Annotated in this window: 14 protein-coding genes; 3 read left to right on the plus strand and 11 right to left on the minus strand. The window is 73.9% G+C overall.

Features of this window, described 5'->3' with window-relative positions; all coding sequences use genetic code 11:
• Positions 1–2: 2 nt before the first annotated feature.
• Both AB0G08_RS10905 and mycP read left to right on the plus strand, forming a co-directional pair.
• Positions 3–344 carry a MarR family winged helix-turn-helix transcriptional regulator gene (locus tag AB0G08_RS10905; RefSeq protein ID WP_358086068.1) on the plus strand — a complete coding sequence of 114 codons (342 nt, stop codon included), beginning with the start codon at positions 3–5 and terminating at the stop codon, positions 342–344.
• A gap of 237 nt (positions 345–581) precedes the next feature.
• A complete protein-coding gene (mycP, locus tag AB0G08_RS10910) occupies positions 582–1,829 on the plus strand; it encodes a type VII secretion-associated serine protease mycosin (protein ID WP_358086070.1) in 1,248 nt (415 codons plus the stop codon).
• 116 nt (positions 1,830–1,945) lie between these two features.
• On the opposite strand, the gene AB0G08_RS10915 is transcribed toward mycP, so the two are convergent.
• The 10 genes from AB0G08_RS10915 to eccCa form a co-directional block, all read right to left on the minus strand.
• Positions 1,946–3,289, minus strand: coding sequence for a hypothetical protein (locus AB0G08_RS10915; RefSeq protein ID WP_358086072.1), 1,344 nt, complete (start codon positions 3,287–3,289; stop codon positions 1,946–1,948).
• A gap of 17 nt (positions 3,290–3,306) precedes the next feature.
• The gene (locus AB0G08_RS10920; protein WP_358086074.1) at positions 3,307–3,888 is read right to left on the minus strand and encodes a hypothetical protein; all 582 of its coding nucleotides are present in this window, start codon (positions 3,886–3,888) and stop codon (positions 3,307–3,309) included.
• 33 nt (positions 3,889–3,921) lie between these two features.
• Positions 3,922–5,442 (minus strand): S8 family serine peptidase, encoded by a 1,521-nt coding sequence (locus tag AB0G08_RS10925; protein ID WP_358086244.1) that lies wholly within the window; start codon positions 5,440–5,442, stop codon positions 3,922–3,924.
• Positions 5,443–5,560: 118 nt separating this feature from the next.
• Complete coding sequence (locus AB0G08_RS10930) at positions 5,561–5,839, minus strand: WXG100 family type VII secretion target (protein WP_089002279.1); 279 nt, start codon at positions 5,837–5,839, stop codon at positions 5,561–5,563.
• Between the two features lie 28 nt (positions 5,840–5,867).
• Complete coding sequence (locus tag AB0G08_RS10935) at positions 5,868–6,176, minus strand: WXG100 family type VII secretion target (RefSeq protein ID WP_121396950.1); 309 nt, start codon at positions 6,174–6,176, stop codon at positions 5,868–5,870.
• 163 nt (positions 6,177–6,339) lie between these two features.
• A complete protein-coding gene (locus AB0G08_RS10940; protein WP_358086077.1) occupies positions 6,340–6,603 on the minus strand; it encodes a hypothetical protein in 264 nt (87 codons plus the stop codon).
• Between the two features lie 27 nt (positions 6,604–6,630).
• The gene (locus AB0G08_RS10945) at positions 6,631–7,356 is read right to left on the minus strand and encodes a hypothetical protein (RefSeq protein ID WP_358086079.1); all 726 of its coding nucleotides are present in this window, start codon (positions 7,354–7,356) and stop codon (positions 6,631–6,633) included.
• A gap of 31 nt (positions 7,357–7,387) precedes the next feature.
• Positions 7,388–7,681, minus strand: coding sequence for a hypothetical protein (locus AB0G08_RS10950; protein WP_358086081.1), 294 nt, complete (start codon positions 7,679–7,681; stop codon positions 7,388–7,390).
• An 18-nt stretch (positions 7,682–7,699) separates the two neighbouring features.
• Positions 7,700–8,122, minus strand: coding sequence for a YbaB/EbfC family nucleoid-associated protein (locus AB0G08_RS10955; protein ID WP_358086083.1), 423 nt, complete (start codon positions 8,120–8,122; stop codon positions 7,700–7,702).
• 83 nt (positions 8,123–8,205) lie between these two features.
• The gene (gene eccCa, locus AB0G08_RS10960; RefSeq protein WP_358086085.1) at positions 8,206–12,168 is read right to left on the minus strand and encodes a type VII secretion protein EccCa; all 3,963 of its coding nucleotides are present in this window, start codon (positions 12,166–12,168) and stop codon (positions 8,206–8,208) included.
• Between the two features lie 168 nt (positions 12,169–12,336).
• Between eccCa and eccD the strand changes: the two genes are divergently transcribed.
• Positions 12,337–13,734, plus strand: coding sequence for a type VII secretion integral membrane protein EccD (gene eccD, locus AB0G08_RS10965; RefSeq protein WP_358086087.1), 1,398 nt, complete (start codon positions 12,337–12,339; stop codon positions 13,732–13,734).
• 9 nt (positions 13,735–13,743) lie between these two features.
• Here eccD and AB0G08_RS10970 read toward each other — a convergent pair whose 3' ends face one another.
• The gene (locus tag AB0G08_RS10970; RefSeq protein WP_358086089.1) at positions 13,744–14,817 is read right to left on the minus strand and encodes a type VII secretion protein EccE; all 1,074 of its coding nucleotides are present in this window, start codon (positions 14,815–14,817) and stop codon (positions 13,744–13,746) included.
• Positions 14,818–14,942 lie beyond the last annotated feature (125 nt).

Consider the following 14,942-nt stretch of genomic DNA (forward strand, 5'->3'; position numbering starts at 1 on the left):
CGATGACGGACATGGCGACGACAGGGGAGAACGGGAGCACCCGCAACTGGACGTTCCTCACCAACCACGGGCACGTGCTGCTCGCCATCGCCCGCAACCCCACCGCCCGGCTCCGCGACGTCGCCGACGAGGTGGGCGTCACCGAGCGGGCCGCCCAGGCGATCGTCGCCGACCTGGAGGCCGGCGGCTACCTGTACCGCACCCGGGTGGGCCGACGCAACGAGTACACGCTCAACCCCGCCGGCCGGTTCCGGCACCCTGCCGAAGCGGACCGGCAGGTCGGCGACCTGCTCGCCCTCTTCACCGACGAGCAGGAACCGGCCGAGGCCACCGAGCGCCCCTGACGGCCGGTCCCACCCGGCCCGCTGCCGCAGCCCGCGATCTCACCGGCACCACCGGGGCCTCGGGCCCTTGGAGCGTCGCCGGACGCCCGCACCCGCGTCGGCCGCCCCCACCGGCTCCCGGCCCGTGCCGCCGGCCGCCGGGGCTTCCGGCCACCAGGCCGCCGTCAGCCGGCCGCGCCGCCGGCCGCCGCGGAGGCGGCGGCGCGCGCCTCCGGTCCGCGGCGGTAATCTCACCGCGTGCGCGAGAGTTTCCGACCGGGCGGGACCGAGCCGGCCCGCCGACCCGGGCGCGGTGCCCGCGCGGTCCTCTGTGGAGCGGCTGCGGTCCTGCTCGGCACCGCCGTCGTCGCTCCGTCGCCCGCGTCGGCGGCGGTCCCGCGATGCGGGCCCCCCGGCGTCGCCGCCCCCGCCGAGACGCCGTGGCCGCTGAGGAGACTCGAACCCTCGTCGGCCTGGCGGATCTCCCGTGGTGCCGGCGTCACGGTGGCGGTCATCGACTCCGGCGTCTCCGCCAGCCATCCCGCCCTCAAGGGCCAGGTCAGGGTGGGCCGGGACTTCAACGGCCTGCCGCAGCAGGAGGGCCGCTGCGACCTGGCCGGGCACGGCACCATCGTCGCCGGCATCATCGCCGGGAAGGAGGGCGCCGGCGCGTCGTTCAGCGGCATCGCGCCGCAGGCCAGGATCCTTCCGGTACGCGTCCTGCCCGACACCAAGACCACCGCTGACGAGGGGCTGCCGGGGCAGATCGCCGAGGCGATCCGATGGTCGGTGCGGAACGGCGCCGACGTGATCAACCTGTCGCTGGTGACCCTGGACCGGCAGGAACTGGCCGACGCGGTCCGCTACGCCCTCGACGAGGGGGTGGTCGTGGTGGCCGCCGCCGGCAACCGCCAGGAGAACCAGCAGGACCGGCCCGCGTTCCCGGCCGCCTACCCAGGGGTGATCGCGGTCGCCGGGGTCGACGAGGAGGGCGGCCACGTGGGCAGCTCGGTGAGCGGGGACTACGTCGACCTCGCGGCACCCGGGCTGAACATCCTCGGCCCGGCCCCCGGGGGCGACGGCTACCTGGCCGAGCCGCAGGGCGGCACCAGCTTCGCCGCCGCGTACGTCTCCGGGGTGGCCGCGCTCGTCCGGGCCGCCCACCCGGACCTCGGCCCGGAGCAGGTCGCCGACCGGCTGATCCGCACGGCCGACAGCCCGCCCGAGGGGAAGAACGCCGAGGTCGGCCACGGGGTGGTGAATCCGTACCGGGCGGTGGCGAGCCTGCTCGGCACCCGTACCGACCCGCCGGCCGGCGCGATGCCGGCACCGCCCTCCACCGCGGACCCGCTCGCCTGGCAGGGCACCGTCGCGGTCTGGGCCGCCGTCGTCGGCGCGCTCGTCGCCGCGCTGCTGCTCTCCGTCAAGCCGATCCTGATCCGCGGGCGACGCCGGGGCTGGCGCCCGGGCCGCCGCCCGTCCGGAGCGGACGCCACGACCGGCTGACGCCCCCTCGTTCCGGCACCACCGCGCCAACGGGACGAGCAAGTCCCGCGGCACGCCCAGCCGGACAGCGCTGAGCGCCGCCCACCGGTGCGGTGGACGGCGCTCAGCCGACGCTGTCAGCGCAGGATGCCGGGCGTACCGCCGCCGTCCGCACCCCACACGTCCTCGTCCTCCTCCAGCCAGGTGTTGCGAGGAAGCTCCTCCTCGCCGTAGCCGGCGCCGGTACCCATGCCGGCCATGCCACCGACGCCCCGTGCGCCCGCACCGACGCCCTTGGCGCCCACGCCGGCGGCACCCGCGCGGCCGCCACCGCGGCCGGCCCCACCGGCCGCACCGCCCATCATCGGCGCCATGCCACCCGCGCCGAGCTTTCCGCCGGCGCCGAGCTTGCCACCGGCGCCTCGGCCGCCACCGCGATTGGCGCCGGCCCCGCCGCCGCCCATCATCGGCCCCATGTTCGGGCTCACCGGCCGGCCGAGCGAGCCGCCGCCCGGGATCACGCCACCGCCGCCCAGGCCGCCGCCACCGCCGCCCAGCCCGCCACCGGCGCCGAGCCCGGAGGTGCCGGGCAGGCCGCCGCCACCGCCGCCGCCGAGGGCGGGAACGGTCGGGGCACCGGCCCCGGCCAGACCGCTGCCGTAGTCGTCGGCGAGGCTGTCGGTGCTCGGCGTGTAGCCGTCGCCCGGGTCGTAGCCGCCGCTGGGGTCGTAGCCGCCGTTGGTCAGGCCGGGGTGCGTGGTGGAGCCGATCCCGGTGGTCCCGGTCTCGGGCATGCCGGCCCCGCTGAGCGACGGCATGCCGCCGCCCGGCATGCCGCCGGTCGAGGGCATCCCGCCCATGCTGGGTGCGCCGCCGACGCTGCCGGCGCCGGGGCCACCGCCGAGGTTCGGCGTCTCCACCTCGGGGCTCTGGACGCCGAGCGGCGTGGTCTGGCCGGGCGTACCCGAATCGATCGTCGTGTACTCGCCGCTGACCTGGTTGTAGACCTTGGCCGCCTCATCCGACTTGTCGTTGATCCAGTCCGCCAGCGAGGTGAGCGGATCGAGCAGCCCGAGGAAGTCGGGCTTGACCTTCATCTCGAAGAAGCCGGTGCTGATCACGAGGCGGCCGTTGCGCGCCTCCAGCACGTCGTTGACGCAGCTCGCCGGAATGGGAAAATCGGCCTGCGCGGCGCTCAGCTTGTCGGCGGCGTCGTTGAGCGACCGGACGATGCCGTTCTGGCCCTCGGCGTCCTCGACGATCCGGCCGGTGTCCTTCGCGATCTGCTCGACGTGGGTCTTGAAGGAGTCGTACGCCGGCCCCTTCCACACCTCGCCCAGGTCCTTGACGTTCTTCTCCAGGCTCTCCTTCACGGAGTTCAGGTTCTTCAGCAGTTGGTCCCAGCCCAGCGCGGCACTGGCGACGTCGCCCGGCCGGCCCGCAATAACGACCTGCTGGCACATCTCTTCCCAGCTCGGCATCCTGTCACCCTCTCCGTTCAGCCGTTGGATCCGCTGGTGGCGGCTTCGCTGAAGGCGCGCTCCATCTCGGCCGCGGACATGGCGTTGGCCTTCTCCGCCGTCTCGTAGTTCTCCTTGACCTCACGCAGCGCGTTCGCCGCCTTGTAGAGGTCCTCGGCGAGCTTGCGGACGTTCTGCTGCGTGCTGGTGAACAGGCTGGAGTGCTTGCGGGCGAGGTCCCCCGCCCGGTCGAAGCCACCGAGCGGGCTCGAAGCCCCGCCACCCACGGCGTTCACGCCGGCGCCGCCGGCGGTGCCGCCCATCTTGTCCTGGATCTCGACCATCGTGTACGACTGCTTGTTCAGGAACGAGGCGTGCGACTCGAGCCACTCGATGGCGCTGTCCAGGCTGGACGCGTCCCACTCGGTGTTGTCGCCGCTCTCGCCCGCCCCCGGCACCAGGCCGGAGGGGGTCTGCGCCCGGTTGACGTTGTCCATCGTGATGCCGCTGATGTGCACCGTGGGTGCCAGCGGGGTGATGGGCATGTAGGGGGTGTCCACCCGGAGCTCGTCCGGCTGCTCCGTCCTGTCCACCCGTGGGCTCGTCCGGTCTTCCGTCATCGGTTCCTCCCCGTCGCCGACTGACAATCTGGCTTACTGCTGGTGCCCGCCGGGAGCCGGCGGAGGTGGCGGTGCCGTCGGCGCGGTGCCGGGTGGCTGCCAGGCATCGGCCTGGGGCGCCGGGGGCACGCCGTACGGATTGGGCCCGCCGGTGGGCATCGGGCCGTACCCGGGCGGAGGTCCCGCCTGGGGCGGAACGGGCAGGCCCGTCGGTGCCCCGCCGGTCGGCGGGTGTCCGGGCGTACCGAACTGCGGGATGTTGGGCGGCACCCCCGGGGCGCCGCCCGGCGGGTGACCGGGAGGCGGCGGGTAGCCGGGCGGGCCGGCCTGTGGACCGCCGGGTGGCGGGTAGCCGGGCGGGCCGGCCGACGGGGAATAGCCGGGCGGGCCGGCCGTCGTCTTCCGGCGGGACCGGCGTACCAGCACGATCACGACGATCAGCAGGACGAGGGGCACGGCCAGGCAGAATGCCGCCTGGATCAGCGCACCCGGGCCCTTCTTCATGCTGAACGACACGGCTGGCCCGTCGTCCTCCGCCGGGTCGACCGCGCCGGCGGACGGGGTGGCACCGGTCGCGGCGCCGGCGAGCAGCGGGTGCGCGTCCACCGCCGGCACGGACCGGGTCAGCGCGGCGAGCGGGTCGATCGCGCCGAAGCCGTACTGGCTGTCGCGGCCGGCCGGGCCCTTGTCGCGGGCGGTGCGGATCAGCCGGTTCGCCACGTTGGCCGCGTCGAGGTCCGGGTACTTCGCCCGGACCAGCGCCGCCACGCCGGACGTGATGGCGGCGGCGTCGCTGGTGCCACTGCCGAGGCCGTACCCGTTGGGCGAGACGGACTTCGGCCGGGGGGAGATGATGTCCTCCATCGGCGCGGCGAGCACCGCCTCCGGCCCGCCGACGCTCTCGGCGAAGTGCCCCCCGTCCTTCGCCAGGCCGGTCACCGCGATGACGCCGGGGATGTTGGCCGGGCTGCTGACACGCCGGTCGCCCTGCTTCCGGTTGCCGGCCGAGGCGACCAGCACGACGTCCTTGTCGAGGGCGTACCGGACGGCCGCGATCTCGGCCGGGGTGGGTTGCGCCTCGGCGCCGACAGACATGCTGATCACGTCCGCGCCAGCGTCGGCCGCCCACCGGATGCCCTCCGAGAGGTCACCCGAGTTGAAGGAGTCGCCCATGGAGACGGGCAGGATCTTCGCCTCCGGGGCGATGCCCAGGTGTCGCATCGCGCCACCACCCCTGGACGCGATGATCCCGGCCATCGCCGAGCCGTGGGCCAACCTGGTGTCGTCGTCGCGGCGGCCGTCGGGGGCCGCGCCGGCCGTCACACCCTTGCCCGGCAGCACCTGGCCGCGCAGATCGGGCAGGTTCGGGTCGACGCCGGTGTCGATGACGGCGACGGTGACACCCTTGCCCTTGGTCACCTTGTGCGCCTGGGGGATCTTCAGCGAGTCGAGGTACCACTGGAGGCCGCGCACGGTGTCGGCGCGTGCCGGGTCGGGCGCGAGCAGCGGGCCGGTCCCGGCGCCGACGGCCAACGCCACCGCGGCGACGGCCACCCTGAACAACGGCCGCGAAGGCTTCCTCGCACGCATGACTCTCCCAGGACCTATCGGCGCACAACGCGACGCGGCTCCGACCCGGTCGAACCGGACCGGAGCCGCGTCGGCGACTGTGTCAGTTCCACGCCTTGGCGTTGCTCATCTCGGTGCTGACGTAGTTCTCGCGGGCGATGCCCACCGCGCCACCGATGTCGTTCAGGATCTTGTTGATGTCCCGGACGGCGGCGTCCCACTGCGCCTGGTGCTGCTCGTACGCGGCACGGTCCTCACCGTCCCACTGGAGCTTCGACAGCATCGACCGCAGCGTGTCCAGCTTCTCGTCGATGGTCCGCGAGATGGCCATCATCTGCTGGTTGCTGCTCTCGAGGACCGCGTAGTCAACCTTGATGCTCATGAGTTCCTCCCCTGCTCGTCTCGGCGGATCACGGGTTGAGTGCAGAGTGGAACTTGTCCAGCATCTGCTGCTGCTCTTCGTCGTTGACCTGGTGCGTCGTACCCGACTTGTCGAGCAGGTCGGCGATGTTGTCCATCGCCGTCAGCAGCTTGCCCGTGTCCTCGTTCCAGCGCTGCATCAGCGACTGGAAGCCGGTGGACGCCTGCCCCTTCCAGGCGATGGCCAGGTCGTCGACCACGTTCCACAGCTTCTTCAGCTCGCCGTCGACCTCGCTGCGCGTGGAGCGCACGTCACCCGCGGCGGTATGCAGAGTCGCTGCTTCGACCTCGAACGCCATGCTTCACACCCTTCCGTCTTCTTGTGGCGGCGCAGTCGCCGCGTCCTCCCCCGCCGCAAGGCAATCACCCCACCGACGGACACTCAGCCAAGACCGTAGCGGACGCCGTCCAGTCCGCGCAGCCCTGCCCCGGCCGGCTGCCAGCCGCTCGACGGCCGCGCCCCTAGGAGGAACGGAAGTACGAGCGGACGTGCATCACCAGGCCCCCCACGAATATGACGACCAGCAGCGCCACCAGGGTCCACTGCAGTCCGTCGTCCGCGACGGAACCGAGCGCCACCGCGAACGCGGCCGCGCTGCTGAGCACGGCGATCTCCGCCAACCGCTGGGCCAGACGCGAGCGGGTCAGCTGCGCGACCACTCCCAGCACGACGAAGAGCATGACGGCGACGAGTGCGTACCCGAACAAGACTGCCTGCCACGCCACGGCGCCGCCCACCTTTCGTGCGGCCGCTCAGGCCGCGTAGAACCCCGAATCCTGCACCCAGTCGATCTTGATGTCCTTGATGTCGGGATCGGGCCCCGAGGCGAAGCCCGGCTTGGACTCGGCGGTGAACTGGTGCACCTCGGCCCCCCGGAACGAGCTCGTGATGGTGGAGAGCGCCGAGCCGATGTCCTGGAAGACGAGCGCGATGATCGCCATGCTGGCGGTCAGGCCGGCCACCCCGATCGCGTTCGCCAGCGGGATGGTGGGCGGGAACGCCTGGAGCGCCACCGCCGCGATCACCGCGATCAGGATCGTCGTCAACACGGCGACCAGCGCGTCGATCACGGAGTTGTAGTGGTCCTGGAGGCCCTGCAACGCGTCCTTGTTGGCGTTGAGCGCCTCGGCGAGAGCCGCGACCTCCATGTTCAGCTGCTGCACGAACGTGTCGAACGCCTCGCGGTCCTCGAAGTCCCACTCCTCGGCGGACGGCGGCACGCTCTCCATCGCCTTGCCGAACTGGTCCCCGCCGAGATACGCGGCCGCGTCGCCCCAGGACTTGATGGCCTTGGAGATCTCGTCGTTGTCGAAGGACTCGAGGTGGACGATGGCGGCGACGAGGATGCCGGCGCCGGCCAGCCACATCCAGTTGGCGCGGGCCGCCCCGGCCAGCGTACGCACCGGCGCGGTCTGCGCCGCGACACTGTGCGTCCCCACCACCGAGCCCGAGGAATTGGCGATCAGGATCTCCGGCATCAGCGCCTCCCTGCGTCCTGCGCCCGCGAGGTCACTTGACCACCCAGGGCTGGTCCGACTTCTCCCAGTTGCTTGCGGTCTGCTGAAGGTTGTCGGCCGCCCTCTGCAGGTGCTCGACGCCCTTGCTCAGGTTGTCGACGTGCTCGTCGATCACCGCGTTGTGCCTGCCCACGGTGCCGATGCCCAGGATGGTCATGGACATGCCGGAGAGCTTGACCTCGTCCAGCTTCTCCTTGGCGTTCCGCAGGAACGCCTTCGGGCCGTCCTCGGCGGCCAGCTTCTTCGCGGCATCCCTGATCGCGCCGACGTCGACCGTGTTCGCCACTGTCCTCCCCCTTCGTCGTCAGCCGCGCAGCCGGCGCAGCGGGTCGTTGATGTCCACCCCGAACTGGCGGAACCACTCCTCCGGGGTCACCTTCCCCGCCTCGGCCCGCCGGACCAGGTCCGCACCGCCGACCATCTCCTCCACCAGCTCGCGCTGCCGCTCGGCGTGCGCGGCGTAGGCGGCGTCGATCGCCGCCTGGAGCGACTCGACCAGGGTGAAGCTGTCCAGCCGCATGGCCCGGGGGTCCAGCTCGATGTCGCCGACCTTCAGGTCACCGTCGACGGTGACCTGGACCAGGCCGTCCGGGCTCTCCCCGGTGACCCGCAGCTCGGCGCGCTGCCGCTGGAAGTCCGCCAGCCGGCGCTGCTGCTCCTGCGCCTGCCGCAGGAGGCCCTCGAGTCCGGCCGCTCCCGCGCCCGGCGTCCACGATGTGCTCAACACGGTCCTCTCGTCGGCTGCGGCGCTCGTGCCGCAGGTTACCGGATGCGATCACCCCCCGGCCGACCCCGCAGCAGGCCGGCTCGTCAGACGGGCTCCGCCCAGGCGGTCTGGATGAGCTGCTGGCCGTCGCGCCGGCGCACCAGCGTCCCCCGGCCCGGCGGCTGCGGGCTCGGCCGCAGCGTGCCGAAGACCGCGCCCTCCTCCCGGTTGCCGGACATCAGCAGGCCGGGCTGGTCCAGCTCGCGCAGGCGCTGCAGGACCGGCTCGTAGAGCGCCCGGGCCACGCCACCCACCCGCCGGGTGACGATCAGGTGCAGGCCGATGTCGCGCGCCTGGGGCAGCAGCTCGTGCAGGGCGCTGAGCGGGTTGTTCCCACCCGAGGCGACCAGGTCGTAGTCGTCGACGAGGATGTAGAGGTCCGGCCCCTTCCACCAGCTGCGGTCGCGCAGCTGCGCGGTGGTGACGTCCGGGCCGGGCAGCCGGTTGGACAGCGCGCTGCGGATCGAGCCGAGCCCCTGCGCGAACACCTGGTTCGACGGTGCGTAGTCGAGCAGGTGGTCCCCCTCGACGGCACCGAGCAGACCGCGCCGGTAGTCGGCGATGACCAGCCGCGCCTGCGCCGGCGTGTACCGCTCCGTGATGCCCCGCGCGATCAGCCGCAGCAGGTTGGTCTTGCCGCACTCGGCGTCGCCGAAGACCGTCAGGTGCGGCTCGTTGACGAGGTCGAGGTAGACCGGGGCCAGCGCCGACTCGTTGACGCCGATCGGCAGGCCGGGCGCCGACCGGTCGACGACCCGGGCCAGCTCGCTGAGGTGCAGCCGGCGCGGCAGCAGCCGTACCTTCGGCGCCGGCTGGCCCTTCCAGGCCTCCGCGACGTGCCGGGACAGGGCGATGGACGCCTCGGTCAGGTCGTCGATGTCGCGCCGGCCGTCGATCCGGGAGATGGCGGTCAGGAAGTGCAGCTTGTCGCGGGTCAGGCCGCGCCCGGGCGAGCCGGTCGGGACGTTCGCCGCCGCCCGCCGGTCGATCTCCGACTCGTTGGCGTCACCGAGGCGCAGCTCCAGCTTCGTGCCGAGCAGGTCCCGCATGTTGATCCGGATCTCCGCCCACCGCACGGCGGTCAGCACCACGTGCACGCCGAAGCCCAGGCCGCGGTTGGCCAGGGTGGTGATGGTCTGCTCCAGCTCCTCGTACTCCTGGCGCAGGGTGTTCCAGCCGTCGACGACGAGGAAGACGTCGCCGAACGGGTCGTCGGCGAACTCCCCGGCCGCCCGACGCCGGCGGTAGCTGGCCACCGAGTCGATGCCGTGCTGGGCGAACCGGTTCTCCCGCTCGTCCAGGACGGCCACCACCTCGGCCACCGTGCGGCGCACCGCCTCGGTGTCGCGCCGCCCGGCCACGCCGGCCGTGTGCGGCAGCCCGTCCAGGCTGCGCAGCGCGCCACCGCCGAAGTCGAGGCAGAAGAACTGCACCTCGCGCGGGGTGTGGGTGAGCGCGAGCGAGGCGAGCATGGAACGCAGCATGGTGCTCTTGCCGCTGAGCGAGGCGCCGACGATCACCACGTTGCCGCCGGCGCCGGCCAGGTCCACGAGCATCGGGTCACGACGCTGCTCGTACGGCCGGTCCACGATGCCCACGGGAGCGGCCAGCCGCCCGCGCCCGACCCACGAGGCGGTGCAGAGGCCGTACCTCGGGTCGACGCTCAGCGGCGGCAGCAGCTCGCCGAGGCCCGGCGGCTCCGCCAGCGGCGGCAGCCAGACCTGGTGCGCCGGGCGGCCCCGCCCCTTGAGCCGGTCGATCAGCACGTCCAGCATCGCCACGGCCTTGCCGTCGGTGGGCTGCTCCGGCTCGAGCGCGTCCGGCACCGGCAGGGTCGGGTTCTGCACCGGCACGAAGTCCACCCCGTACCGGACGATCCGGCGCTGCACCAGCGCCCGTGACGACCCAGCGGCCTGCCCCGGGGCCCGGTACGGTCCGGACACGTACGCGGCCCGGAATCGCAGCATGGTGGTGGTGTCGGTCTTCAGGTAACCGTGGCCGGGGGCGTTGGGCAGCTCGTACGCGTCCGGCACGCCGAGCACGATCCGGCTCTCCACCGCCGAGAAGGTGCGCAGACCGATCCGGTACGACAGGTGGGTGTCCAGGCCGCGCAGCTTGCCCTCCTCCAGCCGCTGGCTGGCCAGCAGCAGGTGCACGCCGAGCGACCGGCCCAGCCGGCCGATCATCACGAAGAGGTCGATGAAGTCGGGCTTCGCGGCGAGCAGCTCGCTGAACTCGTCGCAGATGATGAGCAGGCTGGGCATCGGGTCCAGCGGCTCGCCGGCGGCCCGGGCCTTCTCGTAGTCGTAGCGGGAGACGTAGTTGCCGGCGGCCCGCAGCACCTCCTGGCGGCGGGTCATCTCGCCGGCCAGCGCGTCCTTCATGCGGTCGACCAGCGGCAGCTCGTCGGCCAGGTTGGTGATCACCGCGCTGGTGTGCGGCAGCGCGTCCAGCGAGGCGAAGGTGGCGCCACCCTTGAAGTCGACCAGGACGAAGTTGAGCTCCTCGGAGGAGTGCGTCACCGCCAGCGCGCCGACGATCGTGCGCAGCAGCTCGCTCTTGCCGGAACCGGTCGCGCCGATGATCAGGCCGTGCGGGCCCATGCCCTCGTGCGCGGACTCCTTGAAGTCCAGCTCGACCACGTTGCCGTCCGGCCCGACGCCGAGCGGGATGCGCAGCCGGTCGCGGTGGCTGCGCGGGCGCCAGGTCTGCTGCACGTCGACGGCGGCGGCGTCGCCGACGCCGAGCAGGTCCGGCAGCTCCATGCTCTTGGCCAGCGGCTCGTCCGACGTGGTCTGCTGCTGCGACAGCCGGTACGGGGCGATCTGCCGGGCCAGCCCCTCGGCGGCGGCCTCGGTGAGCCGGTCCGGCCGGCCGAGCCGCGACGAGGACGTGCCGCGGACCAGTTCGAGGGAGCTGCCGTCGCCCACGTCGAGGCAGAGCAGCCAGCGGCCGGCGTCCCGGGGCACGGTGCCGGAGAGGTCGATCACGGTCGCGCCGAGCAGCCCCGGCCCCATGAGTTGGCAGGCCGCCGAGACCTCGCCCCCGTCGATCACCACCACGAGGTGCGCCGCGCTGGTCAGCGGCTTCGCCTCCGGCGCGAACCGGGGCCGGCCGGCCAGCTCGCCGGCGAGCGCCTCCTCGGCCTCGGCGAGGCTCGCGAAGACCATCCGACGGGCGCCCGCCGCGTCGGTACGGGCGCTGTGGTGGTTGTGCGGCAGCCACTTCACCCAGTCCCAGGCGGGCTGCCGGTCCGGCGCGGCGACGATCGCGACGACCATGTCGTCCGGGGCGTGGAAGGTGGCGAGCTGGCCGAGCGCGGCCCGGGTCAGGTCGAGCACCGGCTCCCGGTCGCCGCGCAGCACCACCCGGCTGAAGGCCCGCACGGAGAGCGCGGTCGGCAGGTCCGGCACGCTCGAGTGGGCGCGGACGAAGCGACGCAGCGCGATGGCGCTCATCGGCTCCAGGTCCTCGACCGGCTTGGTCTCCGGCGGGACGATCTCCACGGCCAGGCGCTGCGGGCCGGTGGCGATCCGGGTCTCGCCGAAGTCGTCCTCGGTGATCCGCCGCTCCCACAGCCGGCGGGAGGCGGCGATCGACCAGAGCGCGTCCGGCTCCGGGTGCCGCCAGGCCATCGCCGCCCGCTGCTGCTCGGCGGCGCGCCGGGTGCGCTTGCGCATCTGGGCCAGGTAGCGCATGTAGTCGCGCCGGTCGGCGTTGAGTTCGGCCTTGTCGTTGTTGCCGTTGCTCAGCGAGCCGATCGCCATGCCCAGCATCGAGACGCCGAAGAGCCCGCCGGCGATGTAGGTCATCGTGCCGCCGCCCCGGCCGGCGTAGAGGAACGCCATGGCGCCCACGCCGCAGACCATGGGCAGGATCATCAGCAGCTGCCCCATCCCGCGCGGGGTCGGCTCGGGCAGCTCCGGAGGCGACTCCAGCAGCACCTCGCCTCGCGGCAGCGCAGGCCCCGGCTGACGCGGGAGCCGGCGGAACACCACCGTGCTCACGGCTGTCTCCTCCCCAGAAGCGGCCCTGATGAAGTTCGGCGAGCGACCGGAGTCGTCGGGTGGGCATCGTACGTGCCCGCCATCGTAGGTAATCTCCCGTGGGCGTCAGGAACCCGTGCGTCGGTACCGCCGGCCAGGGGTGATCGAAGAGAGCGCGAGGAGGCCACTGTGGCGACGAAGACGGCGACCGGCGGCCTGAGCCGGATCACCATCGTGGCGCCCCGCACGCGGATGGACCTCGCGCTGCCGTCGGACGTGCCGCTCGCCGACCTGCTGCCGACCCTGCTCCGTTACGCGGGTGAGGACCTGGCCGACGAGGGGGTGCGGCACGGCGGCTGGAGCCTGGCCCGGCTGGGCGGCCAGCCGCTGGACGGCGGCCGGACCGCCACGCAGCTCGGCATCCGCGACGGCGAGGTGCTCTACTTCAACCCCCGGTCCGCCACCGCGCCGGAGATCGTCTTCGACGACGTGGTCGACGCCGTGGCCACCGCCACCAACCAGCGCCCGGGCGCCTGGCAGGTCGGCACCACCCGTTCCTTCGCGGTGCTCTTCGCCGCGGCGGCGCTCGGCGCCGGCGCGGTGGCGGCGCTGTTCACCGGGCCGCCGCACCTGCCCGGCGCGCTGGCCGCGCTGGTCGTGGCGGTCGCCCTGCTGGTCGCCGCGGCCGTGTTGTCCCGGGCCGCCGCCGACAGCGCGACCGGGTCGGTGCTGGGGGTCGTCGGCCTGGCGTACGCGGGGGTCGGCGGCCTGCTGCTGCTCGCCGGCGACCGCCCGCTCACCGAGCTGGCGGCCCCGCACGTGCTCCTCGGCGCCACGGCGGTGGTGCTCTGCGCGGCGGTGGCCGCGCTGGCCGTCGGCGACCGGCTCCCGCTCTTCTTCGGCGCGGTCGCGGTCGGTGCGGCCACCGGCCTCGGCGCGCTGGTCAGCCTCGCCTTCGACACCGACGCGCCGGCCGCCGCCGCCGTCGTCGCCGCGGTCGCGTTCGGCGCGGTGCCGGCGCTGCCGATGGCGGCGTACCGGCTGGCCCGGCTGCCGGTCCCGTCCATCCCGACCGGCCCCGACGACCTGAAGAGCGACACCGAGTCGGTGGACGGCCGGCAGGTCCTCCAGCTCAGCGAGCGGGCCGACGAGTTCCTGACCGGCCTGCTCTGGACGGTGTCGCTGCTGGTGCTCGGCGCCCAGGTCGTGCTCGCGCTGCACGGCAGCCTGCCGGCGGTGCTGCTCTGCCTCGTGCTGGCCCTGCTGTCGCTGCTGCGGGCCCGCCCGTTCCTGGGCCGCGCCCAGCGCACCCCGGTGCTGTTCGCCGGTACGGCGGGGCTCGGCCTGACCGCCGCCGCCACGTTCGGCAACGGCTCGACGGCGGTACGCCTCGGCCTGATCCTCGGCGGCCTGGTGCTCGCGGCCGTGGTGAGCCTGATCTACGGGCTCACCGTGGCCGGCAAGCGGATCTCCCCGGTCTGGGGCCGGCTGCTCGACATCGTGGAGATCATGCTGATCATCGCGCTGGTCCCGCTGGCCTTCTGGGTCGTCGGCCTCTACGGCTGGATCGTCAACCTCCGCCCCTGACCCGCGCTCTCAGTCGGTCGGGTGCAGGGTCGTGACGGTGGTGGCCGCCGGGGCCGTGGCGTAGACGCCCGGGCCGTGCTGGCCGTCCACCGGGCGGGCCGGCGAGCCGGACCGGCGCGCCACCTCCCGTACCGCCTTGACCAGCGCCTCCACGTGGTCGTCGAGCGCCGCGACCCGGAGCATCGGCGGGGCCACGCGCCCGCCCGGCAGCACCACGGCGGCCAGGGTGTGCGACGGGGCCGACGTCGCCGTCACCGCGTCCACCAGCGGGCCGAACGGCGCGTCGGCCCGGGGCCGCAGGACCAGGCAACGCTGGGTCCAACCGCCGCCGCGCAGGCCGGTCCAGGTCTCCGCCGGCGGCGTCGGCGCGAGGTCCAGCCCGGCCGCCGAGACCACCGCCGCGCGCAGCTCGTCGCGGCTGAGCGGCCGGTGGTCGAGCCCGGCCGCGGTCAACGCCTTGCCCAGCCGGCCGATCCCGGCGGAGAGCGTGCGGTGCACGCCGGGCATCCCGCCACCCCGGCTGACGGTCTCGACGCGGGCGTCCCGCACGGAGAGCCGCAGCGCCAGCCAGACCGTCCGGTGCGCCGCGGGCGGTGCTCCCGGCGCCGGGTACCAGACCAGGGTGTGCGAGACGACCTGGGTGCGGGTGACCGGGCCGGTGAAGTCGGCGAGCACGCGCAGTGCCCGGTCCATCACCGACGCCTCGACCGACCCGGCGGCCGCCCCGGCCCGGCCCTGCAGCGCCACCGCCGCGAACCAGCCCTGCGCGTCCTGCCCGATGCCGAGGCGGGTGCCGCGGTCCGTGAGCTCAGTCACAGTGAGCTCGGGGGCCAGGGCTGCCAGCCTCGGATCGGCCCCGCCGCCCGCCGCGACGATGCTCCTGGCCGCCTCCCGGCGCCGCCGCAGCCGGCGGCGCAGCAGCAGGTCCTCGTACCACCAGCGGCCACCGCGGCGGGCGAAGACCGCGACCACCACCGCCAGCGACAGCGCCCCGACGGCGCCGGCCAGCCAGACCGGCCCGCCCAGCGCCGCCCAGACGGCCAGGGCGCAGAGTTCCAGCACCACGAGCTGCCCCACGGCCACGGGTCCGATCCGACCACGGTCGCGCCGGTCGGCCGGGACGACCGGCCGCTGGGCGACGCCGGACGGCTGCGGTGCCGGACGACCGGGTGGCGCCTGAACCTGCGTCATCGCTGACAGTCCTTTCT

The organism is Micromonospora sp. NPDC023644, from assembly GCF_040640115.1.
Taxonomy (GTDB): domain Bacteria; phylum Actinomycetota; class Actinomycetes; order Mycobacteriales; family Micromonosporaceae; genus Micromonospora.